This window comes from Massilia sp. ST3 (assembly GCF_018119405.1).
In the GTDB taxonomy this organism is placed as follows: Bacteria; Pseudomonadota; Gammaproteobacteria; order Burkholderiales; family Burkholderiaceae_D; genus Telluria.
Window position 1 is genome coordinate 16,302 of the sequence record NZ_JAGPWC010000006.1, and the last position, 20,597, is coordinate 36,898.

At 66.3% G+C, this 20,597-nt stretch carries 18 protein-coding genes; 16 read left to right on the plus strand and 2 right to left on the minus strand.

Features of this window, described 5'->3' with window-relative positions; translation table 11 throughout:
* Window positions 1-203: 203 nt before the first annotated feature.
* On the minus strand, window positions 204-962 hold the full coding sequence (locus KBW98_RS03240; protein ID WP_229428952.1) for a PEP-CTERM sorting domain-containing protein: 759 nt from the start codon (window positions 960-962) through the stop codon (window positions 204-206).
* A 372-nt stretch (window positions 963-1,334) separates the two neighbouring features.
* On the opposite strand from KBW98_RS03240, the gene KBW98_RS03245 reads away from it, so the two are divergent.
* Window positions 1,335-1,892, plus strand: a complete 558-nt coding sequence (locus tag KBW98_RS03245) for a PH domain-containing protein (RefSeq protein ID WP_211518658.1) — start codon at window positions 1,335-1,337, stop codon at window positions 1,890-1,892.
* 14 nt (window positions 1,893-1,906) lie between these two features.
* Here the strand turns inward: KBW98_RS03245 and KBW98_RS03250 are convergent, their stop codons facing one another.
* Window positions 1,907-2,857, minus strand: coding sequence for an AAA family ATPase (locus KBW98_RS03250; protein WP_211518659.1), 951 nt, complete (start codon window positions 2,855-2,857; stop codon window positions 1,907-1,909).
* Between the two features lie 492 nt (window positions 2,858-3,349).
* On the opposite strand from KBW98_RS03250, the gene mraZ reads away from it, so the two are divergent.
* The 15 genes from mraZ (at window position 3,350) to ftsZ (ending at window position 20,447) form a co-directional block, all read left to right on the plus strand.
* Complete coding sequence (mraZ, locus tag KBW98_RS03255; RefSeq protein ID WP_211518660.1) at window positions 3,350-3,778, plus strand: division/cell wall cluster transcriptional repressor MraZ; 429 nt, start codon at window positions 3,350-3,352, stop codon at window positions 3,776-3,778.
* A gap of 7 nt (window positions 3,779-3,785) precedes the next feature.
* A complete protein-coding gene (gene rsmH, locus KBW98_RS03260) occupies window positions 3,786-4,748 on the plus strand; it encodes a 16S rRNA (cytosine(1402)-N(4))-methyltransferase RsmH (RefSeq protein ID WP_211518780.1) in 963 nt (320 codons plus the stop codon).
* Entirely contained in the window at window positions 4,745-5,017 is a 273-nt protein-coding gene (ftsL, locus tag KBW98_RS03265; protein WP_211518661.1) for a cell division protein FtsL, read from the plus strand. Before rsmH ends, ftsL begins: the two co-directional genes overlap by 4 nt.
* Window positions 5,014-6,792: a penicillin-binding protein 2 gene (locus KBW98_RS03270; protein ID WP_211518662.1), complete on the plus strand. Its 1,779-nt coding sequence runs from the start codon at window positions 5,014-5,016 to the stop codon at window positions 6,790-6,792. Before ftsL ends, KBW98_RS03270 begins: the two co-directional genes overlap by 4 nt.
* Window positions 6,792-8,327 carry a UDP-N-acetylmuramoyl-L-alanyl-D-glutamate--2,6-diaminopimelate ligase gene (locus KBW98_RS03275; RefSeq protein WP_211518663.1) on the plus strand — a complete coding sequence of 512 codons (1,536 nt, stop codon included), beginning with the start codon at window positions 6,792-6,794 and terminating at the stop codon, window positions 8,325-8,327. Before KBW98_RS03270 ends, KBW98_RS03275 begins: the two co-directional genes overlap by 1 nt.
* Complete coding sequence (gene murF, locus KBW98_RS03280; protein ID WP_211518664.1) at window positions 8,327-9,697, plus strand: UDP-N-acetylmuramoyl-tripeptide--D-alanyl-D-alanine ligase; 1,371 nt, start codon at window positions 8,327-8,329, stop codon at window positions 9,695-9,697. Before KBW98_RS03275 ends, murF begins: the two co-directional genes overlap by 1 nt.
* A gap of 1 nt (window position 9,698) precedes the next feature.
* A complete protein-coding gene (gene mraY / locus KBW98_RS03285) occupies window positions 9,699-10,868 on the plus strand; it encodes a phospho-N-acetylmuramoyl-pentapeptide-transferase (RefSeq protein WP_211518665.1) in 1,170 nt (389 codons plus the stop codon).
* A complete protein-coding gene (gene murD / locus KBW98_RS03290) occupies window positions 10,868-12,367 on the plus strand; it encodes a UDP-N-acetylmuramoyl-L-alanine--D-glutamate ligase (protein WP_211518666.1) in 1,500 nt (499 codons plus the stop codon). Before mraY ends, murD begins: the two co-directional genes overlap by 1 nt.
* Window positions 12,367-13,584 carry a putative lipid II flippase FtsW gene (ftsW, locus tag KBW98_RS03295; protein WP_211518667.1) on the plus strand — a complete coding sequence of 406 codons (1,218 nt, stop codon included), beginning with the start codon at window positions 12,367-12,369 and terminating at the stop codon, window positions 13,582-13,584. The genes murD and ftsW overlap by 1 nt, the downstream gene beginning before the upstream one ends.
* Window positions 13,581-14,651 (plus strand): undecaprenyldiphospho-muramoylpentapeptide beta-N-acetylglucosaminyltransferase, encoded by a 1,071-nt coding sequence (gene murG, locus KBW98_RS03300; RefSeq protein WP_229428954.1) that lies wholly within the window; start codon window positions 13,581-13,583, stop codon window positions 14,649-14,651. Before ftsW ends, murG begins: the two co-directional genes overlap by 4 nt.
* A 7-nt stretch (window positions 14,652-14,658) precedes the next feature.
* Window positions 14,659-16,047 (plus strand): UDP-N-acetylmuramate--L-alanine ligase, encoded by a 1,389-nt coding sequence (gene murC, locus KBW98_RS03305; RefSeq protein WP_211518668.1) that lies wholly within the window; start codon window positions 14,659-14,661, stop codon window positions 16,045-16,047.
* Window positions 16,048-16,053: 6 nt separating this feature from the next.
* On the plus strand, window positions 16,054-17,022 hold the full coding sequence (locus KBW98_RS03310; RefSeq protein ID WP_211518669.1) for a D-alanine--D-alanine ligase: 969 nt from the start codon (window positions 16,054-16,056) through the stop codon (window positions 17,020-17,022).
* A gap of 6 nt (window positions 17,023-17,028) precedes the next feature.
* Window positions 17,029-17,853 carry a cell division protein FtsQ/DivIB gene (locus tag KBW98_RS03315; RefSeq protein WP_211518670.1) on the plus strand — a complete coding sequence of 275 codons (825 nt, stop codon included), beginning with the start codon at window positions 17,029-17,031 and terminating at the stop codon, window positions 17,851-17,853.
* A 12-nt stretch (window positions 17,854-17,865) separates the two neighbouring features.
* Complete coding sequence (gene ftsA / locus KBW98_RS03320; protein WP_211518671.1) at window positions 17,866-19,098, plus strand: cell division protein FtsA; 1,233 nt, start codon at window positions 17,866-17,868, stop codon at window positions 19,096-19,098.
* Between the two features lie 155 nt (window positions 19,099-19,253).
* Entirely contained in the window at window positions 19,254-20,447 is a 1,194-nt protein-coding gene (ftsZ, locus tag KBW98_RS03325; protein ID WP_211518672.1) for a cell division protein FtsZ, read from the plus strand.
* Window positions 20,448-20,597 lie beyond the last annotated feature (150 nt).

Genomic DNA, 20,597 nt, shown 5'->3' on the forward strand with positions numbered 1-20,597 from the left:
AAACGGGCAGCGAGAAGGGAAGCGGTATCGTCCTCTTGAAAGCGGACCCGGGCGCAGAGTTGCGCGGAAGTCGACAGGGTGTGCGGCGATGCGCGGCGCGCAAGGCGGCAGGAGGCGGCGGACTGGCCGTCGTCAGCGAAAGAATTCAGGCGCCGTCCTGGTCGGTGTCGGCGCGGCGCCTGAGGTAGTACCTGGCTCGTGGTTTACTTCTTTGCGTAGCGGCGGCGCAGCGCACCCATGCCCAGCGCTCCCAGGCCCAGCAGGGCGATCGAGCCCGGCTCCGGCACCTCGCCCGGATTGCCCGGATCATCGCGGTCGAAGGCGCCGACGCGCACGGTTTCCGGCGTACCCTGGGTGGTGTTTGCGGCGAACTGCACGCCGCCGCCCACCACGCATTGCGTCAGGTCGCCGCAGGCGGCCACGGCCAGCGCGGCCTGGGCGTCATCCAGCACGAAGCGGTGCAGGCCGGATTGGCCGATGCCGCCTGTGTCGGTCAGGATCAGGTCGGGGCCGGTGTACGAGAAGGTCTGCAGAAGCGTGCCGTCCAGGGCGTACAGGGCCATGTAGAGGTCGGTCAGGGTCGCGGTGTCGACACCGGGTTCGCTGATGTTCACAACGAAGCCGAGCTCGCCGGCACTCGTGATGCCATCGATATCGCTGAGCAGATAGACGCCATTGCCGCCAACAGCACCCGTGTTGTCGCCGCCTTCCAGGTTCGGCATCACACTGGCTTCGCAGGTTTGATCGGGATTGGTCATGTTGCCGCCGTTGGTATGGCGGACGCAACCCGACTCGATATCGTTCCGCGGACCATTGTTCTGCACGGTCACGACCGTGGACACGGCGCCGAGACCGGTACCGGTTTGCTGCACCCCGGTTTGATAGATCAGGTCGGCAAACGCCGGGGAGGCGCCAGTTACAAGTGCTGCACTCACTGCTAATTTCAGGATCGTGGATTTCATCACTAGCTCCTTCGGGAATATTTCGTTCTTATGGGTAACTGCCAGGTACTACATAAACGTAAGAGCAAGTTGCGGGCCAGCGTAAACACTTTGAGAAAAATCAAGTACCTATATCGGGTAAGCGTTCGCCGCGCAGGTAAAGTGTAAAAAATACCGAAAGTTTCCATTTCCCAGTTTGTACCTCCCAAGAAAGAGTCGTGCTCACATCAATCCCTCCTCCTGTCGTGCCGTGAGGAGTGCGAAACTGCTAAGGTAGGGTGTCGAACAACGAGGGAGCGCGTGCATGGGGAAGCGGACATGGTTTCTGGCGAGAATGCTGTTGCGTGGCTGGGCGTGGCGGGATGGACAGGACGGCGGGCGAAGGAGAGACGTATGAATCCGATCGCCTTCGACATTCCCGCGGTCGGCTTATCGGCCTATCTGACCCTGGCCGGCATCACCTGCCTAGCGGCGCTGCTGCCGATGCTGTTGGTGCGCAAGCGTTCGCTCGCCGCCAACCTGAAGAGCGGCGCCGCGGCCGGCGCCCTGGTGCTGCCCGTGACCCTGCTGCTCGGGCTGGGACTGTCGAACAATACCCTGGAGGTGCGCGACGGCCAGGTGCGGGTGCGCGCGAGCTACTTCTATGAATATGCGCGCGACATCGGCGAGTTCGACCTGGCCCAGGCCCGGCAGGGCAGCATGGCCTCGATCGAGGCGGCCCGCCTCGGCCCACGCGACAACGGCATCAGCCTGCCGGGCTATGCGGCGGGCCGCTTCACCAGCGCGGACCAGCGGCCGCTGTTCGTGGCCGTGACCGACCGCGAGCGGGTGGTCTACCTGCCCGCGAAACAGGGGCAATCGCTGCTGGTGAGCGTCGAGCAGGCCGACCAGCTACTAGCCCTTCTGCATGGGCGCGCGGCCGCGCAGCGCCAACTGGCGCTGCGCCCATAGAGCTAAAACAGATTCTAGAAGCCGATCCGCGATTTGCCCGGCACCGGGCGCAGGCGGATGTCGTCCACGGTGACGTGGGCGCGGCCGTCGGCCACCGCGTAGCCGAGGCTGTCGAGCAGGGTCTTGCGCAGGTCGCGCGGCGAGACCGGCGCCAGCTTGGCGAGCACGGCCTCGTTGAGGACGTCGTCGAAGCCGCCCAGGTTGAGCTCCTCGACCAGGCCGCGGACCATGCGCTGGGCGATGCCGGCCGCCTGTTCCGGCGTCGGCTTGGGCACCTCGTAGACCGCCATGCGGTTGAGCAGGGGAGAGGGAATGCCTTCGACCGAATTGGCCGTCAGCACCCAGAAGATCTGGCTGGCGTCCACGTCGACGTCGATGAACTCGTCGCGGAAGGCCTTCGAGGTTTCCGGTTCGAGTAACTGATAGAGAGCGGCCAGCGGATCGGACTGGGTGGAGCCGCTGGCCTTTTCCACTTCGTCCAGCACCAGCACCGGATTGGCATACTTGCCGCGCACCAGGCGCTCGGCCACCTTGCCGCATTTGGCGCCGCGCCAGCTGGCCGAGCTGCCGGTGATGACGAAGCCGGCCGAGAGGGCGTTCATGCTGATCAGTTCGCACTCGGTGGACATGGCCTTGGCCAGGCGCTTGGCGAAATGGGTCTTGCCCACGCCGGGGCCGCCCAGCAGCAGGATGGGCATGACGTTGAAACCCTTGTCGCCGGCATGGGCCAGGCGCAGGTAGCGCGCCAGGTCGTCCAGCACTTCATCGAAATTGGGGCATTCCTCGAACAGGGGATCGAGTGCGTCGAGGGAAGAGGGGGTGGTGACGAAGCGGTCGGCCCCGGTCTCCAGCATGCGCTCGTAAAACGCGTCGAGTTCCGGGGAGCGGCCGCGGTTGCGGTCCAGGGCTTCCTGCACTTCGGTCAGGTCGTAGACCGCGCGGGTACGGGCGAGGGTGATGCTCACTGCTACCTCCTTGGCAACGGACCGGTGGTCCGCCAGTCTGGCACGCTCCGCCTGGCTCCGCCATCCTGCCGAGCGAGCCAGAGGCAGGTGGGTCATCGCCTTGGATTCATCCTAACTCGTCCTCATGAGGCCTGCAATTCCATACAGTGTAATTCTGCGTTGCAATTGTTGTTTCCTCACATTAACTTCGCACGCGCGTTGAAATTAATCAAACGTAAACATTGTGTGTACAACTGAGGCACTACTTGCACACCGTTGTGTAAGTGCCTAATTTTACGAGACATTTTGGCATTTCATTCCATCAACAACTGTTCCTAAGTCATTGGTTTCATTAGCAAATTCCGTATTTGGCCAGTGTGAATTCGCTTGACCACCAACATTGCTTCCACTAAAGTGGGAAACAGTGTGAAAAAGTGTCGATTTGTGGGAGGAAATCCCTCCGCAAGGCGCCTACGACAACACCCCACAAACTCTCCAAAGCTAGGTAAATACGTGTTCCAGGGCGCGTCAGCGATCAATCTCGATGCAAAGGGCCGGATGTCGATTCCGGCCAAGCACCGTGACGCCCTCGTTTCCCAGTGCGAAGGCCGGATGACGCTCACCAAACACCCGCACGGTTGCCTGCTTTTCTTCCCCCGTCCCGTCTGGGAAGAGCACCGCAAGCAGATCGCCGCCTGGCCGATGTCGGCCCGGGCGTGGCAGCGCATTTTCCTTGGGAATGCCGTGGATGTCGAGCTCGACTCCGCGGGCCGCGTGCTCATTTCGCCCGAGCTGCGCGCAGCCGTCGGGCTCGACAAGGAAGTGATGATGCTCGGCATGGGCACCCACTTCGAGATCTGGAATGCCGCCAAGCTGGCCGAGGACGAGGCTGAGGCCGTCGCCGGTGGCATGCCCGATGTTCTTTCCAACTTCTCGTTCTGAGGCGCCGATGACGGAAACATTGACGGTGCCCGCATTCCAGCATCGCACGGTGCTGTTGGACGAAGCAGTCGACGCGCTCAACCTCGAGGGCGCACGCACCTCCGGTACTTATATAGATGGCACCTTCGGCCGTGGCGGACACAGCCGGCTCATCCTGTCGCGCCTGAGCGACAGCGGCCGCCTGATCGCTTTCGACAAGGACCCGCAGGCCATCGCCACCGCGCAGCAGGTGGCGGATCCCCGCTTTGCCATCGTGCATGACAGTTTCGCAACGATGCAGGACGCGCTTGCCGCGCGCGGCATCCAGCAGGTCGACGGAATCCTCCTCGACCTGGGTATTTCGTCGCCCCAGGTGGACGACGCCACCCGCGGTTTCAGCTTCCGCCAGGACGGCCCGCTCGACATGCGCATGGACACCACGCGCGGCATGCCGGCGGCCGAGTGGATCGCGACCGCGCCCCAAACCGAACTCGAAAAGGTGATACGCGATTATGGAGAAGAACGGTATGCTTTCCAGATTGCAAAGGCGATTGTTGCTCGCCGGGCAATCGAGCCAATTTCGACCACACGACAGCTTGCCGCAATCGTGGCAGACGCGGTCAAGACCCGCGAAAAGGGCAAGGACCCTGCGACCAGGACCTTTCAGGCTGTCCGGATTTTCATCAATCAAGAGCTTGAAGACCTTGAAGCAGGTCTGAGCGCGGCCTATGCCATGCTGGCGCCGGGCGGGCGCATGTCGGTGATCAGCTTCCACTCGCTGGAAGACCGCATCGTCAAGCAGTTCTTCGCGTCCAAGGCCAAGGTGGCCCAGCCGGACCGCCGCCTGCCGATCCGCGCCGTCGACCTGCCCCAGCCCCTGATGAAACTGGTCGCCAAGACCAAGCCGTCCGAGCTCGAGGTGGACGTGAACCCGCGCGCCCGCTCGGCGGTGCTGCGCGTGGCCGAGCGCCTGCCGGGAGGCGCGGCATGAGCGCCAAGCTGAACATCGTGCTGGTGACCCTGCTGGTGGGTTGCGCCCTGTCGGTGATCAACGCCCGCTACCAGGCGCGCCACCTCTTGATCGAACTCGAGCGCCTGCAGCAGCAGGCGCGCCAGCTCGACATCGACTGGGCCCAGCTCCAGCTCGACCAGTCGCGACTGGGCAAGAACGAGCGCATCGAGCAGATCGCGCGCACCGAGCTGAACATGGCCCCGCTGACCCCGGCCCGTACCCAGTACCTGACGGAAGGCGCTGAATGAGCCGAGGCGCGATGAAAGCAGGCGGCGCACGCGTGGCGGCCTCCAAGGGCGTGGCTTTTTCCAAGAGCCCGGTGCTGGCCGTGCGCCTGCCGGACTGGCGTTCGCGCCTGGTCCTGTTCGTCCTGTTCGCGGCCTTCGCCGTGCTGGGCATCAGGGCGCTCTGGCTGCAGGGCATGTCGACCCAGTTCCTGCAAAAGCAGGGCAAGAGCCGCTACGAGCGCACCCTCGAGCTGCCGGCCACGCGCGGCCGCATCCTCGACCGCAACGGCGCCGTGCTGGCGTCCTCGCTGCCGGTCAAGGCCGTCTGGGCCATCCCCGAAGACCTGCTCAAGAATCCGCCCGAGAAGATTAGCGCCCTGGCGCGCCTGCTCGAGATGCCGGAAGCCGACCTGCGCAAGAAGCTGGATTCGGACCGTACTTTTGTCTACCTGAAGCGCCAGGTCGAGATGCCGGTCATCGAGCAGATCGAAAAGCTCAAGCTGGATGGCCTGGATACCCGCAAGGAATACAAGCGCTTCTATCCGCAGGGCGAAGTGATGACCCACCTGGTCGGCTTCACCAATGTCGAGGACAAGGGCCAGGAGGGCATGGAGCTGTTCCACCAGAAGACCCTGATGGGCGTGCCGGGCAGCCGCCGCGTGATCAAGGACCGCCTCGGCCACATCGCCGAAGACCTGGGCATGTTCCGCGAGCCGCACCAGGGCAAGGACCTGACCCTGTCGGTGGACAGCAAGCTGCAGTACATCGCCTTCACCAGCGTCAAGAACGCGGTCGAGAAGTTCAATGCCCAGGCCGGCGGCGCGGTGGTGCTGGACGTGCACACCGGCGAGGTGCTGGCCATGGCCAACTACCCGACCTACAACCCGAACGACCGCTCCAAGCTGACCGGCGCCCAGCTGCGCAACCGCGTGATCACCGACACCTTCGAGCCGGGCTCCACCCTCAAGCCGGTGACCGTGGCGCTCGGCCTGGAAAAGAAGAAGATCACGCCCGACACCGTGTTCGACGTCTCGGGCGGCCGCATCACCGTCACCGGCCGCACCATCCGCGACATGCACCCGAAGGACCACCTGACCGTGGGCGGCATCATCCAGAAGTCGTCCAACGTCGGCACCGTCAAGATCGCCCAGCTGCTCGAGCCCCAGGACATGTGGGAGCTGTACACCAAGTTGGGCTACGGCCAGGCGCCGCGCTTCGGCTTCCCGGGCGCCGTCGCCGGCCGCGTGCGTCCATGGAAATCGTGGAAGCCGATCGAATACGCCAACATGTCCTTCGGCCACGGCCTGTCGGTCTCGCTGCTGCAGCTGGCGCGTTCCTACATGGTGTTCGCGCGCGACGGCGACATCATTCCGCTGTCCTTCCTCAAGGTCGAGGAAGAGCCGGTGGGCCAGCAGGTGATCTCGCCCAAGACCGCGGCCCAGGTGCGCACCATGCTCGAATCCGTGGTTGGTCCGGAAGGCACCGCCTCCAAGGCCCAGGTCGCCGGCTACCGCGTGGGCGGCAAGACCGGCACCGCCGAGAAGATCGTCAACGGACGCTATTCCAAGACCGACAACATCGGCTACTTCGTCGGCATCGCGCCGATGTCCAAGCCGCGCTTCGTCATCGCCGTCATGATCGACAACCCGAGGGGCGCCTTGCGGACGGGCGGCAGCGTCGCCGCGCCGACGGCGGCCGACCTCGGCTCGAATGCGCTGAGGGCGGCGAACGTTCCGCCCGATTCCTCGGTCACAGACATCATCATTCCGGAAAATCCCCTAGAGGAGAGCATGTGATGGCGATGAGCCTGAACGACATCTGCCAGAGGATCCGCGCCGCCGCACCAGGCGGCCGTCTCGTTTCTGATTCCCGCCGCGTCGCCCGGGGCGACGTGTTCTTCGCCTATCCGGGCGAAGCCGCGGACGGCCGCGCCTACATCGCCGCCGCCGTGAAGGCCGGCGCCGCCGCCGTGGTCTACGAAGAAACCGGCTTCACCTGGGATGCCAGCCTCGACGTGCCGCATATCGCGGTGCCGGACCTGAAGAAGAACGCCGGACCGATCGCGCATGCCGTGCTCGGGCATCCGGACCGCGCCATGTTCACCGTCGCCGTCACCGGCACCAACGGGAAGACCTCGATCGCCCTCTGGACCGGCCAGTGCCTGGCGCGCCTGGGCGAGACCGCCGCCGTGATCGGCACCCTGGGCGTGGGCATTATCAAGGGCAAGACCGAGCCGAGCTTCGACGTCACCGGCTACACCACGCCGGACGCCGTGCTGCTGGCCCAGAAGCTGGCCGACCTGCGCGCCGCGAACGCGAGCGCGCTGGCCATCGAAGCCTCGTCCATCGGCCTGGTCCAGGACCGCGCCGCCGGCATGCATTTCGACGTCGCGATCTTCACCAACCTGACCCGCGACCACCTCGACTTCCACGGCGACATGGCCAGCTACGAAGCGGCCAAGGTCAAGCTGTTCGAATGGGAAGGCCTGAAGCACGCCATCGTCAACCTGGACGACCCGGCAGGGCAGCGCCTGGTCGCCCACCTGCGCGCCAATTTCCCGGCCCTGTCCGTCACCGGCTACACCATCAAGAGCGAGGCTGAACAGCCCGCCGTGGACGGCATCGGCATCCTGCGCGCGGGCGCCATGCGCAGCCGCCACGCCGGCACCGAATTCCAGGTCGAGACTCCGCAGGGCGGCGCGCTGGTGCGCACTCAGCTGGTCGGCCACTACAACGTCAGCAACGCCCTGGGCGTGCTGGGCGCACTGCTGTCCAAGGGCGTGGCCCTGAAGAGCGCGGTGGAAGCCATCGAGGCGCTGGTCCCGGCCCCGGGTCGCATGCAGCAGATCGGCGGCCAGGATGCGCCGATGGTCGTGATCGACTACGCCCACACTCCGGACGCCCTGGAAAAGACCCTGGAAGCGCTGCGCCAGGTCGCACAGGAGCGCGGCGGCCAGCTGTGGTGCGTGTTCGGCTGCGGCGGCGACCGCGATCCGGGCAAGCGCCCGCAGATGGGCGCCATCGCCCAGGCGGCCGACCAGGTGCTGGTCACCAGCGACAACCCGCGCAGCGAGGAGCCGTCGAGCATCATCGCCCAGATCGTCGCCGGCATGGACAAGCACCACGCGCATTCGCGCTACCAGACCGTGGAAGACCGCGCCGCGGCCATCCTGCTGGCCGTGAAGCAGGCCGCCAAGCAGGACGTGATCCTGCTGGCGGGGAAGGGCCACGAGCCCTACCAGGAAATCAAGGGCCGCAAGATGCCGTTCTCGGACGCCGACCACGCTTCGCTGGCGCTGACGGCCCGGCTCACCATGTTGAGGACGCACTGATGCGCGGTTCGCTCGCACAACTGGTCTCGGCCATGCCGGGCGCGCGCCTGGTGGGTGGCGACACGGCCTTCGAGGGCGTGTCGACCGACAGCCGCAAGCTGCAGCCGGGCATGCTGTTCGTCGCCCTGCGCGGCGAGGTCTTCGACGCCCACAATTTCCTGGGGCAGGTCGCTACCCAAGGCGTCGCGGCCGTGGTGGCGGAAGAACTGCCGGAGGGCTGGACCCTGCCGGCCATCGTGGTGCCGAACACCCTCGCCGCGCTGGGCCAGATCGCCAACGGGTGGCGCGCGCAGTACGCGATTCCCGTCATCGGGGTCACGGGCAGCAACGGCAAGACCACGGTCAAGGAGATGATCGCGTCCATCCTGGCAGCCGCCTTCGGCGAGGACCATCGCCTGGCGACCCAGGGCAACCTGAACAACGAGATCGGCGTGCCGCTGACCTTGTTCCGCCTGGGCGCGCAGCACCAGGCCGCCGTGATCGAGCTGGGCATGAACCATCCGGGCGAGATCGGCCGTTTGAGCGCGATCGCGGCGCCGACCGTGGGCCTGGTGAACAACGCCCAGCGCGAGCACCAGGAATTCATGCACACCGTCGAGGCGGTGGCGCGCGAGAACGGGTCGGTGCTGCAGTCGCTGGGGGCGGATGGCGTGGCCGTCTTCCCTGGCGACGATACCTATACGGACCTGTGGCGCGGGCTCGCCAAGTGCGATGTGCTGACTTTCGGTTTGAGCGAGCAGTGCGACGTGCGCGCCGTCCATACCAGCAATGGTTTCGGCAGCGACCTCCAGGTCAGCGCACGCGGTGCGCAGCACAAGGTCAAGCTGGCAGCGGCAGGCGAACACAACGTCCGCAACGCGCTGGCTGCCTTCGCCTGCGCGCTGGCCGCCGGCATTCCGGCCGACGCCATCGTGCGCGGCCTGGAGAGCTTCGCCCCCGTCGGCGGCCGCCTGCAGCGCAAGCAGGCGTCCAACGGCGCCACCGTCATCGACGACACCTACAACGCCAACCCCGACTCCATGCGCGCCGCCATCGACGTGCTGGCGTCCTATCCCGCGCCGCGCATCCTGGTGGTGGGCGACATGGGCGAAGTGGGCGCGCAAGGAAAAGAGTTTCACGAAGAAATCGGCGCCTATGCGCACAGCAAAGGCATCGAGACCGTGCTCGCGACCGGCGAGCTGGCGCGCCACCTGGCCGCGTCGGGAGCACAGCACTACGCGCAGTTCGACGATTTATTGGCAGCACTGGATTCAGCTTTGGGCCGCGATGCCAACGCGACTGTCCTGGTGAAGGGCTCGCGCTTCATGAAAATGGAGCGCGTGGTCCAGCACCTGACCGCATCAACCCCTATTGGCAAGGACGCCCACTAACATGCTTCTCTGGCTTGCTCAGTACTTCCAGGACTACATCGGTCCACTGCGCGTATTCAACTACATCACCTTCCGCGCGGTGTTCGCGACCATTACCGCGATCACCATCGGCCTGCTGTGCGGCCCGGTCGTGATCCGCAAGCTGACCGAAATGAAGGTCGGCCAGGCGGTGCGCACCTATGGTCCGCAGAGCCACCTGACCAAGCACGGCACCCCGACCATGGGCGGCGTGCTGGTGCTGATCGCGATCGGCGTCTCGACCCTGCTGTGGTGTGACCTGTCCAACCGCCTGATCTGGCCGGTGCTGGTCGTGACCCTGGGCTTCGGCGCCATCGGCTGGGTCGACGACTACCGCAAGGTGGTCTACAAGGACCCGGAAGGCATGCGCTCGGGCGAAAAATACTTCTGGATGTCGCTGATCGGCCTGTCCTCGGCCTTCTACCTGGCGTTCTCGGTCTCGGCGGCCAACCCCTGGGAAGTGGCGCGCCTGTTCTACGCCTGGGTCGAATCCGGCTTCTCGATGGACCTGCCGCCCAAGGCCGACCTGATCGTTCCGTTCTTTAAGTCGATCAGCTATCCGCTCGGCGTGTGGGGCTTCATCGCGCTGACCTATTGCGTCATCGTCGGCACCAGCAACGCGGTCAACTTCACCGACGGCCTGGACGGCCTGGCGATCATGCCGACCGTGATGGTCGGCGCGGCCCTGGGCCTGTTCGCCTACCTGACCGGCAGCGTCACCTATTCGAAATACCTGTTCATTCCCTACATCCCGGGCGCCGGCGAACTCCTGATCTTCTGCGGCGCGATGGCGGGGGCGGGCCTGGCCTTCCTCTGGTATAACGCGCATCCGGCCCAGATGTTCATGGGCGACGTCGGCGCGCTGGCCCTGGGCGGGGCGCTCGGCACCCTGGCCGTGATCGTGCGCCAGGAAATCGTGCTGTTCATCATGGGCGGCGTGTTCGTGGCCGAGACCCTGTCGGTGATCATCCAGGTGAGCTGGTTCAAGTTCACCAAGAAGAAGTATGGCGCCGGCCGCCGTGTATTCCTGATGGCGCCGCTGCACCACCATTTCGAACAAAAGGGCTGGAAAGAAACCAAGGTCGTGGTCCGCTTCTGGATCGTGACCATGGTGCTCATCCTGGTTGGCTTGTCGACTCTGAAACTGCGCTGATGAACTACGAAGGCAAAACCGCACTGGTACTGGGCCTGGGTGAATCCGGGCTGGCGATGGCGCAGTGGCTGGCGCGCTGCGGCGCGCGCGTGCGCGTCGCCGATACGCGCACCGAGCCGCAGCGCCTGTTCGCCCTGCGCCAGGCCGTGCCGAACGCCGAATTCGTGGGCGGCGAATTCGCCGCGGCCCTGCTCGACGGCATCGACTTCGTCGCCGTCAGCCCGGGCCTGGCTCCGAACCGCGAACTGGCCGCCGTTCAACCCGCCGCGCACGAGCGCCACATCCCGGTATGGGGCGAGATCGAGCTGTTCGCCCAGGCCCTGGCCCACCTGCGCCAGGAAAACGGCTACGCCCCGAAAGTCATCGCCATCACCGGCACCAACGGCAAGACCACCGTCACCAGCCTGACCGGCCTGCTGTGCCGGCGCGCCGGCCTGTCCACCCGCGTGGCCGGCAACATCAGCCCGGCCGCGCTGGACGTGCTGCGCGAAGTCCTCGACAAGCACGAACTGCCGCAGGCCTGGGTGCTGGAACTGTCCAGCTTCCAGCTGCACACCACCTTCAGCCTGCAGGCCGATGCGGCCACGGTGCTGAACGTGACCCAGGACCACCTGGACTGGCATGGCAGCATGGACGCCTATGCACGCGACAAGGCGCGCATCTTCGGCCCCGACACCGTGCGCGTGCTGAACCGCGACGACGCCACCGTGATGCGCATGGCCGCCGCCGATGCGCCGGTGTTCACCTTCGGCACCGGCGAACCGCTTGAACCGAACAGCTTCGGCCTGCTCAGCGAGCGCGGCGTGCTGTGGCTGGCCAACGCGGTCGCCGTCGACGACGAACCGGCGAAGAAACTCAAGAAAGGCGAGCTGCCGCCCCCGGTGGAAACCACCGTGAGCCGCCTGATGCCGGCCGACGCGCTGCGGATCCGCGGCCTGCACAACGCCTCCAACGCGCTCGCCGCGCTGGCCCTGTGCCGCGCCTGCGGGCTGCCGCTGGCGCCGCTGCTGCACGGCCTGCGCGAGTACGCCGGCGAGCCGCACCGGGTGGAACTGGTCGCCAGCATCGAGGGCGTCGACTACTACGACGACAGCAAGGGCACCAACGTGGGCGCCACCGTGGCCGCGCTGGAAGGCCTGGGCAAGGCCTTCGCGGGCGAAGACCAGCAGATCGTGCTGATCGCCGGCGGCGACGGCAAGGGCCAGGATTTTGAACCTCTCGCCCTTCCTGCATCACGCCATGTGCGCGCCGTGCTGCTGATCGGCCGCGATGCGCCGGCGGTGCGCGCCGCCATCGAACCGACCGGCGTGCCGGTGTTCGACCTGCCGGGCCTGCCGGAAGCGGTGCGCCGCGCCGCCGGCCTGGCCAAGGCGGGCGACGCGGTGCTGCTGTCGCCGGCCTGCGCCAGCCTCGACATGTTCACCAACTACGCGCACCGCGCGCAAGTCTTCGTCGACGCCGTGCGCGAGCTCGCACTCGAGAAGGGGCAGGAAATCTGATGGCGTTCCAGATTCCGTTCAAGTTCTCGGGCAGCGCCAGCGATGCGAGCATCGCGGCGCGCAGCCGTCCATCGAAGATGATGGGGTACGACCAGCCGCTGGTGTGGGTCACGGTGCTGCTCATGCTGTTCGGACTGGTGATGGTGTACTCGGCCTCGATCGCGCTGCCGGACTCGCCGAAGTTCGCCTACCTGGCCGACCGGAACGAATACTTCCTGTACCGCCAGATGATGTACATCGTGGTCTCGATGACCGCCGCCGCCGTGGTGTTCCGCGTGCCGATCGCCGTGTGGCAGCGGTACGCGCCCATGCTCTTCATCGGCACCCTGGTGCTCCTGATGATCGTGCTGATCCCGGGCATCGGCGTGACGGTCAACGGCGCGCGCCGCTGGCTGCCGCTCAAGGTCATGAACCTGCAGCCCTCGGAGCTGATGAAGATCGCGGCCGTGCTCTACGCCGCCGACTTCACCGTGCGCAAGCAGGAATACATGCACAAGCTGACCAAGGGCTTCCTGCCGATGATGGTCGCGATCGGCCTGGTCGGCGGCCTGCTGCTGATGGAGCCGGACCTGGGCGCCTTCGGCGTGATCGTCTGCATCGCCATGGGCATCCTGTTCCTGGGCGGGATCAACATCGTCTGGTTCGGCGGCATCGGCGCGCTGCTGGTCGTGATCTTCACCGCGATCATCGCGCTCTCGCCGTTCCGCCGCGCGCGCATGTTCGCCTACCTCGACCCCTGGCAGGAAGACAACGCCCTCGACAAGGCCTACCAGCTGACCCACTCTTTGATCGCCTTCGGGCGCGGCGAGTTCTTCGGCGTGGGCCTGGGCTCGAGCGTGGAAAAACTGCACTACCTGCCGGAAGCCCACACCGACTTCATCATGGCCGTGATCGGCGAGGAACTCGGCCTGGCCGGCGTGCTGGTGGTGGTCGCCATGTTCTACTGGATCGTCAAGCGCGCCTTCGACATCGGCCGCCAGGCCATCGCCCTCGACCAGGTCTTCGCGGGCCTGGCCGCCAAGGGCATCGGCATCTGGATCGGCGTGCAGACCTTCATCAACATGGGCGTGAACCTGGGTCTGCTGCCGACCAAGGGCCTGACCCTGCCGCTGATGAGCTTCGGCGGCTCGGGCGTGATGTTCAACTGCGTCGGCCTGGCGATCCTGCTGCGGATCGACTACGAGAACCGTGTCCGGATGCGCGGAGGCCGCGTATGAAGAAGCTGATGATCATGGCGGCCGGCACCGGCGGCCACATCTTCCCCGGCATCGCGATCGCGCAGACCATGCGCGCGCGCGGCTGGGAAGTGAGCTGGCTGGGAACGCGCCACGGCATGGAGACCGACCTGGTGCCGAAAGCCGGCATCGCCATGGACAGCATCGATTTCGCCGGCCTGCGCGGCAAGGGTCTGGGCCATACGGTCAAGGGCGCCTTCAAGATGCTGGGTGCGTTCGCGGCCTGCCGCCGCTTCCTGGCCCAGCGCAAGCCCGACGTGGTGCTGGGCATGGGCGGCTACGTGACCGTACCGGGCGGCATGATGGCGCGCCTGCGCGGCGTGCCGCTGGCCCTGGTCAACGCCGACGCCGCGCTGCTGCTGTCGAACAAGACCCTGGCGCCGATGGCCGACCGCGTGCTGTTCGGCTTCCCGGCCGATTTCGGCAAGGCGGCCGACCGCGCCGTGGTCACCGGCAACCCGGTGCGCCAGGCGATCCTGGACCTGCCTGCGCCTGCAGCGCGCTTCGCGGGCCGCAGCGGCCCGCTGCGCATCCTGGTGGTGGGCGGCAGCCTGGGCGCCAAGGTGCTGAACGACAGCGTGCCGGCGGCGCTCAGCCTGATCGACCCGGCCGTGCGTCCGGTCGTGACCCACCAGTCGGGCAAGAAGAATATCGAGGCGCTGCGCGCCGCCTACGCCCAGGCCGGCGTCGAGGCCAATGTCGTCGACTTCATCGACGACATGGCCGCCGCCTATGCCGGGGCCGACCTGGTGATCTGCCGCGCGGGCGCGATCACGGTGTCGGAACTGACCGCGGCCGGCGTGGCCAGCGTGCTGGTGCCGTTTGTCGCCAGCACCACCAGCCACCAGCGCGACAACGCGGTCTGGATGGACGGACAACAGGCGGCGCTGCACCTGCCGCAGGGCGAACTGGAACCGCAGCGGCTGGCAAGCCTGCTGCAAACGACGAGCCGCGAACGCTGCCTGGCCATGGCCGAGGCGGCGCAACGCGTGGGCAAGCGCGACGCCAACGAGGCGATCGCGCGCGAACTAGAGAATCTGGCAAGGTAAGGGCGCGATGCAACACAAGATCAAGAACATTCACTTCGTCGGCATCGGCGGCAGCGGCATGAGCGGCATCGCCGAGGTGCTGGTCAACCTCGGCTACAAGGTGTCTGGCTCGGACCTGAACAGCAACGCCGCGAGCCAGCGCCTGGCCGACCTCGGCGCCAAGGTCTACCTCGGCCACAAGGCCGAGCACGTGGCGGGCGCCGACGTGGTCGTGACCTCGACCGCGGTCAACGAAGCGAATCCCGAAGTGGTGGCGGCGCGCGCCGGCAAGGTGCCGGTGGTTCCGCGCGCCATCATGCTGGGCGAACTGATGCGCCTGAAGCGCGGCATCGCCATCGCCGGCACCCACGGCAAGACCACCACCACCAGCCTGGTGGCCTCGGTGCTGGCCCAGGGCGGCATGGACCCGACCTTCGTCATCGGCGGCCGCCTGACCGCCGCCGGCGCCAACGCCAAACTGGGCTCGGGCGACTACATCGTGGCCGAGGCCGACGAGTCGGACGCCTCCTTCCTGAACCTGTCGCCGATGATCGAGGTGATCACCAACATCGACGCCGACCACATGGATACCTACGAGCACGACTTCGAAAAGCTCAAGGCCGCCTTCGTGCACTTCACCCACCGCCTGCCGTTCTACGGCCGCGCCATGCTGTGCATCGACGACCGCCACGTGCGCGACATCCTGCCCCAGGTGACCAAGCCGGTCACCACCTACGGCTTCTCGGAAGAAGCCGAGGTGCGCGCCCTGGACGCCTACGCCGAAGGCGTGCAGATGCACTTCACCGTGCGCCAGGAAGGCTATCCGGACACCAAGTTCGTGCTGAACCAGCCGGGCATGCACAACGTGCTGAACGCCTGCTCGGCGATCGCGATCGCGCGCGAGATCGGCATCGACGACGACGCCACCGCCCAGGGCCTGCTGGAATTCCGCGGCGTCGGCCGCCGCTTCACCCGCTACGGCGAAGTGGCCTTGCCCGCGGGCGGCAGCTTCACCCTGGTGGACGACTTCGGCCACCACCCGGTCGAGACCGAGGTGACCCTGGCCGCCGCGCGCGCCGCCTACCCGGGCCGCCGCCTGGTGCTGGCCTTCCAGCCGCACCGCTACAGCCGCACGCGCGACCTGTTCGAGGATTTCGTGAAGGTGCTGTCGACCCCGGACGTGCTGCTGCTGGCCGACGTCTACCCGGCCGGCGAGGCGCCGATCGTGGCCGCCGACGGCCGCGCCCTGTCGCGCGCGCTCCGCACCGGCGGCAAGCTGGAACCGATTTTCGTGGAGGCGATCGCCGACATGCCCGCGGCCATCATGAACGTGGCGCGCGACGGCGACGTCGTCATCACCATGGGCGCCGGCTCGATCAGCGGCGTGCCCCACCAACTGACCAATGCAAAGGCTTGATAGATCGTGAACACCACCACCACTTTTGATCCCGCGTCCCTGGGCAAGGTCGGCGTGCTGTTCGGCGGACGCTCCGCCGAGCGCGACGTCTCGATCATGTCCGGCACCGGCGTCCTGCAGGCCCTGAAGAGCCGCGGCGTCGACGCCCACCCCTTCGACCCGGGCACCCAGAGCCTGGCGGAGCTGGCCGCCCAGAACTTCGACCGCGTGTTCATCGCGCTGCACGGCCGCTACGGCGAGGACGGCAGCCTGCAGGGCGCGCTCGAGCAGCTCGGCATTCCCTACACCGGCAGCGGCGTGATGGCCTCGAGCGTCGGCATGGACAAGATCACCACCAAGAAGATCTGGATCATGCACGGCGTGCCGACCCCTAAATATGCGAGCATCGACGCGACCGCGGACCTCGACAAGGTGGTGGCGGACCTCGGCCTGCCGCTGATCGTCAAGCCGCCGCTCGAAGGCTCGACCATCGGCATCACCAAGGTCGAGAAGGCCGAGGACTTCAAGGCCGCGGTCGAGCTGGCCGCAGGCTTCGACGAAGTGGTGCTGGCCGAGGAATTCGTCACCGGCCGCGAGTTCACCGTGGCCGTGCTGGGCACCGGCGCCGGGGCGCGCGCGCTGCCGATCGTCGAGATCGTGGCCCCGGAAGGCAACTACGACTACCAGAACAAGTACTTCACCGACGACACCCAGTACCACTGCCCGGCGAACCTGCCGGCGGAGCTGACCGAAGAGATCCAGCGCCACGCCGTGAACGCCTACCGCGCGCTCGGCTGCGAAGGCTGGGGCAGGGTGGACGTGCTGGTGCGCGAGAGCGACATGCGTCCCTTCCTGCTCGAGGTGAACACCTCGCCCGGCATGACCGGCCACTCGCTGGTGCCGATGGCGGCGCGCGCGGTGGGCATCAGCTACGAGGACCTGTGCGTGGAAATCCTGCGCTCGGCACGCCTCAAGATGGGTCAGGCCAAGGGATAAGCGCGCATGTGGCATGACGTCCGGTCCCTGAATGCAAGCGCCAGCGCCTTGACCGCGCTGACGGTGCTCGCCTGTCTCGCCTCGATCGTGTGGTGGCTGTCGCAGCTGCCCATGTTCTCGCTGCGCGCGGTGACGGTGGAAAGCATGTACGGGATCGACCTGCGCCACGTGAACGAACTCACGGTGCGCAATGGCGTGATCGGCAAGATCCGGGGCAACTTCTTTACCGCCGACCTGGAGCAGGTGAGGACCACCTTCGAGACCGTGCCCTGGGTGCGCCGCGCCACCGTGCGCCGCGAATGGCCGAACCAGCTGATCGTCGAGGTGGAAGAGCACGAGGCGCTCGGCACCTGGGGCGAGGATGGCCGCCTGCTGTCGGTCAAGGGCGACGTCTTCACCGCCAACCTGGGCGAGGCCGGCGACGACCACGAGCTGCCGGCCTTCGACGGGCCGGCGGGCAGCGAGAAGGAAGTGCTGGCGCGCTTTTCCGAACTGCGCGCGCTGTTCGCGCCGGTCAAGCTGCTGCCGCAATCGCTGTCGCTGTCCGAGCGCTACGCGTGGACCGTCAAGCTGGACAACGGCATGAGCGTCGCCCTCGGCCGCGAACAGGACCGCAACACCCTGAAGCGCCGGGTGCAGCGCCTGGTCGGCGTCTACCCGCAGCTGGTCGCCCGGCTGCAGGAAGGGCGCATCGACACGATCGACATGCGCTACCCGAACGGCCTGGCGCTGTCCTCGGCGGCACTGAGCGTGCCGACGGACGCAAGCAAGCCGGTCAAGGCGGCGAAGAAAAAACCGAACACAACAAGCAAGATAACCAAGCAAACCTAGCAGGCAACAGCAATGACAAAAGACGCGAAAAACCTGATCGTCGGCCTCGACATCGGCACCTCCAAGGTGGTGGCGGTCGTGGCCGAAGTGATGTCCGACGGACGCCACGAGGTGATCGGCCTCGGTCAGCACGAGTCGAAAGGATTGAAGAAAGGCGTGGTCGTCAACATCGAGGCCACCGTCGAGTCGATCCAGCGCGCCCTGGAAGAGGCGGAGCTGATGGCCGACTGCAAGATCCGCAACGTCTATGCTGGCATCGCCGGCAGCCATATCCGCTCCTTCAATTCGAGCGGCATGGTGGCGATCAAGGACAAGGAAGTCACCGCCACCGACGTGGCGCGCGTGATCGAGACCGCCAAGGCGGTCAACATTCCGACCGACCAGCAGCTGCTGCACACGGTGCCGCAGGAATTCATCGTCGACAACCAGGAAGACGTGCGCGAGCCGATCGGCATGAGCGGCATCCGCCTGGAAGTGCGGGTCCACATCGTCACCGGCGCGGTGTCGGCGGTGCAGAACATCGTCAAGTGCGTGCGCCGCTGCGGCCTGGAAGTCTCGGACCTGATCCTGCAGCCGATGGCCTCGGCCGACTCGGTGCTGACCTCGGACGAGAAGGAACTGGGCGTGGTCCTGATCGACATCGGCGGCGGCACTACCGACATCGCCGTGTTCTCGGACGGCGCGATCCGCCACACGGCGGTGATCCCGATCGCCGGCGACCAGATCACCAGCGACATCGCGATGGCGCTGCGCACTCCGACCGGCGAGGCCGAGGACATCAAGATCCGCTACGGCGTGGCCAAGCAGGTGCTGGCCGATCCGGGCGAGACGCTCGAAGTGCCAGGGCTGGGCGATCGCGGTCCGCGCGCGCTCTCGCGCCAGGCGCTGGCGGCCGTGATCGAGCCGCGCGTCGAAGAACTGTTTGCGATGGTGCACCAGGTAGTGCGCGAATCCGGTTACGAAGGCGTGCTCTCGTCGGGCATCGTCCTCACCGGCGGCAGCTCGATCATGCCGGGCATGATCGAAATGGCCGAAGACATTTTCCTCAAACCGGCGCGCCTCGGCACGCCGGAGTACCGCGGCCAGCTGGCCGACGTGGTGCGCAGCCCCCGCTACGCCACCGTGCTCGGCCTGCTGCTGGAAGCGAAGAAGCAGTACCTGCGCGGCCACATCGTGACCCGCCAGGATGGTTCGGTGAAGGCAGTGTGGCAACGCATGAAGGAATGGATAGCTGGGAATTTCTGAAGCAGGGACGGCAGTAGAAAAATTCGTAAAAATTCGACGTAAATTCGTCACGGGATCAAGATTTTTAAATACAATCGCAGTTACCGAGCTGAGGCGTTATTTCAAGCAGAACGCCTCGTCCCGGGAACCGCATTTTGAATATTAGGGAGTTCATCATGGAGTTCGATATGGTCGATAACGCAGCACTGGGGACCGTGATCAAGGTCGTGGGCGTCGGTGGCGCCGGCGGCAACGCGGTTCAGCACATGATCAATAAAGGTGTGTCCGGTGTCGAGTTCATCGCCGCAAACACGGACGCGCAAGCCCTGGCGGCTTCGAGCGCGCACAACGTGATCCAGATCGGCCCGACCGGCCTGGGCGCGGGCATGCGTCCCGAAGTCGGCCGCCAGCTGGCCGAGCAATCGCGTTCGCGCATCGAAGACGCGCTGCGCGGCGCGCACATGGTCTTCATCGCCGCCGGCATGGGCGGCGGCACCGGCACCGGCGCCGCTCCGATCGTGGCCGAAGTCGCGAAGTCGATGGGCGCGCTGACCGTGGCCGTGGTCTCCAAGCCGTTCTCCTACGAAGGCCAGAAGTGCATGGACGTGGCCGAATCGGGCCTGGAAGAGCTGACCAAGCACGTCGATTCGCTGATCGTGATCCTCAACGAGAAGCTGGAAGACATCTACGAAGACGAGTCGATGCTGGACTGGATGAAGCACGCCGACGACGTCCTGAACAACGCGGTGGCCGGTATCGCCGAGATCATCAACGTGCCGGGCCACATCAACGTCGACTTCAACGACGTCAAGACCATCATGGGCGAGCAGGGCAAGGCCATGATGGGCACCGCGACCGCCGCCGGCGTGGACCGCGCGCGCATCGCCGCCGAGCAGGCCGTGGCCTCGCCGCTGCTGGACGGCATCGACCTGTCGGGCGCCAAGGGCGTGCTGGTCAACGTGACCGCCAGCCGTGGCCTGAAGGGTAAGGAAATCAAGGAAGTCATGGCCGCCGTGCGCGCCTTCGCCGCGCCAGACGCGTCGATCGCACAAGGCATCGCCTACGACGACGCGATGGGCGACGAGCTGCGCGTGACCGTGGTCGCGACCGGCCTGGGCAAGAACAAGAAGATCCAGCTGGTGCAGCCGCAGCCGATGCTCAAGACCGGCACCTACAACGCCCCGACCATGGCCGGCGCGTCGGCGGTCTCCGGCGGCCTGACCATGGGCAATGCCGACACCGCCGTCGGCGGTCTGAAGCAGCCGGCCGTATGGCGCCGCGAGCAGGCATCGGAGCAGGTGCAGGCGATGCAGCGCAATGGCGTCGAGACCTATGACATTCCGGCCTTCCTGCGCAAGCAGGCTGATTGATCGCTAGTCGGTGGATACTGGAAGGGCCAGCGCGAGCTGGCCCTTTTTCTTTGTGGTGGGCAGGCCGCCGAGCTTCCCTTCGCCCGCTCCTTTTGAACGTCGTCCCGGCGAAGGCCGGGATCCAAGTTTGCATGCATGTCCCTAAGTCAA

Coding starts and splice junctions, on each gene's coding strand:
- rsmH (WP_211518780.1), top strand. CDS start 3,786: ATGACGGAAACATTGACGGTGCCCGCATTCCAGCATCGCACGGTGCTG.
- KBW98_RS03315 (WP_211518670.1), top strand. CDS start 17,029: ATGTGGCATGACGTCCGGTCCCTGAATGCAAGCGCCAGCGCCTTGACC.
- KBW98_RS03245 (WP_211518658.1), top strand. CDS start 1,335: ATGAATCCGATCGCCTTCGACATTCCCGCGGTCGGCTTATCGGCCTAT.
- KBW98_RS03270 (WP_211518662.1), top strand. CDS start 5,014: ATGAGCCGAGGCGCGATGAAAGCAGGCGGCGCACGCGTGGCGGCCTCC.
- KBW98_RS03240 (WP_229428952.1), bottom strand. CDS start 962: ATGAAATCCACGATCCTGAAATTAGCAGTGAGTGCAGCACTTGTAACT.
- mraY (WP_211518665.1), top strand. CDS start 9,699: ATGCTTCTCTGGCTTGCTCAGTACTTCCAGGACTACATCGGTCCACTG.
- ftsZ (WP_211518672.1), top strand. CDS start 19,254: ATGGAGTTCGATATGGTCGATAACGCAGCACTGGGGACCGTGATCAAG.
- ftsW (WP_211518667.1), top strand. CDS start 12,367: ATGGCGTTCCAGATTCCGTTCAAGTTCTCGGGCAGCGCCAGCGATGCG.
- murF (WP_211518664.1), top strand. CDS start 8,327: ATGCGCGGTTCGCTCGCACAACTGGTCTCGGCCATGCCGGGCGCGCGC.
- ftsA (WP_211518671.1), top strand. CDS start 17,866: ATGACAAAAGACGCGAAAAACCTGATCGTCGGCCTCGACATCGGCACC.
- ftsL (WP_211518661.1), top strand. CDS start 4,745: ATGAGCGCCAAGCTGAACATCGTGCTGGTGACCCTGCTGGTGGGTTGC.
- murD (WP_211518666.1), top strand. CDS start 10,868: ATGAACTACGAAGGCAAAACCGCACTGGTACTGGGCCTGGGTGAATCC.
- KBW98_RS03275 (WP_211518663.1), top strand. CDS start 6,792: ATGGCGATGAGCCTGAACGACATCTGCCAGAGGATCCGCGCCGCCGCA.
- murC (WP_211518668.1), top strand. CDS start 14,659: ATGCAACACAAGATCAAGAACATTCACTTCGTCGGCATCGGCGGCAGC.
- murG (WP_229428954.1), top strand. CDS start 13,581: ATGAAGAAGCTGATGATCATGGCGGCCGGCACCGGCGGCCACATCTTC.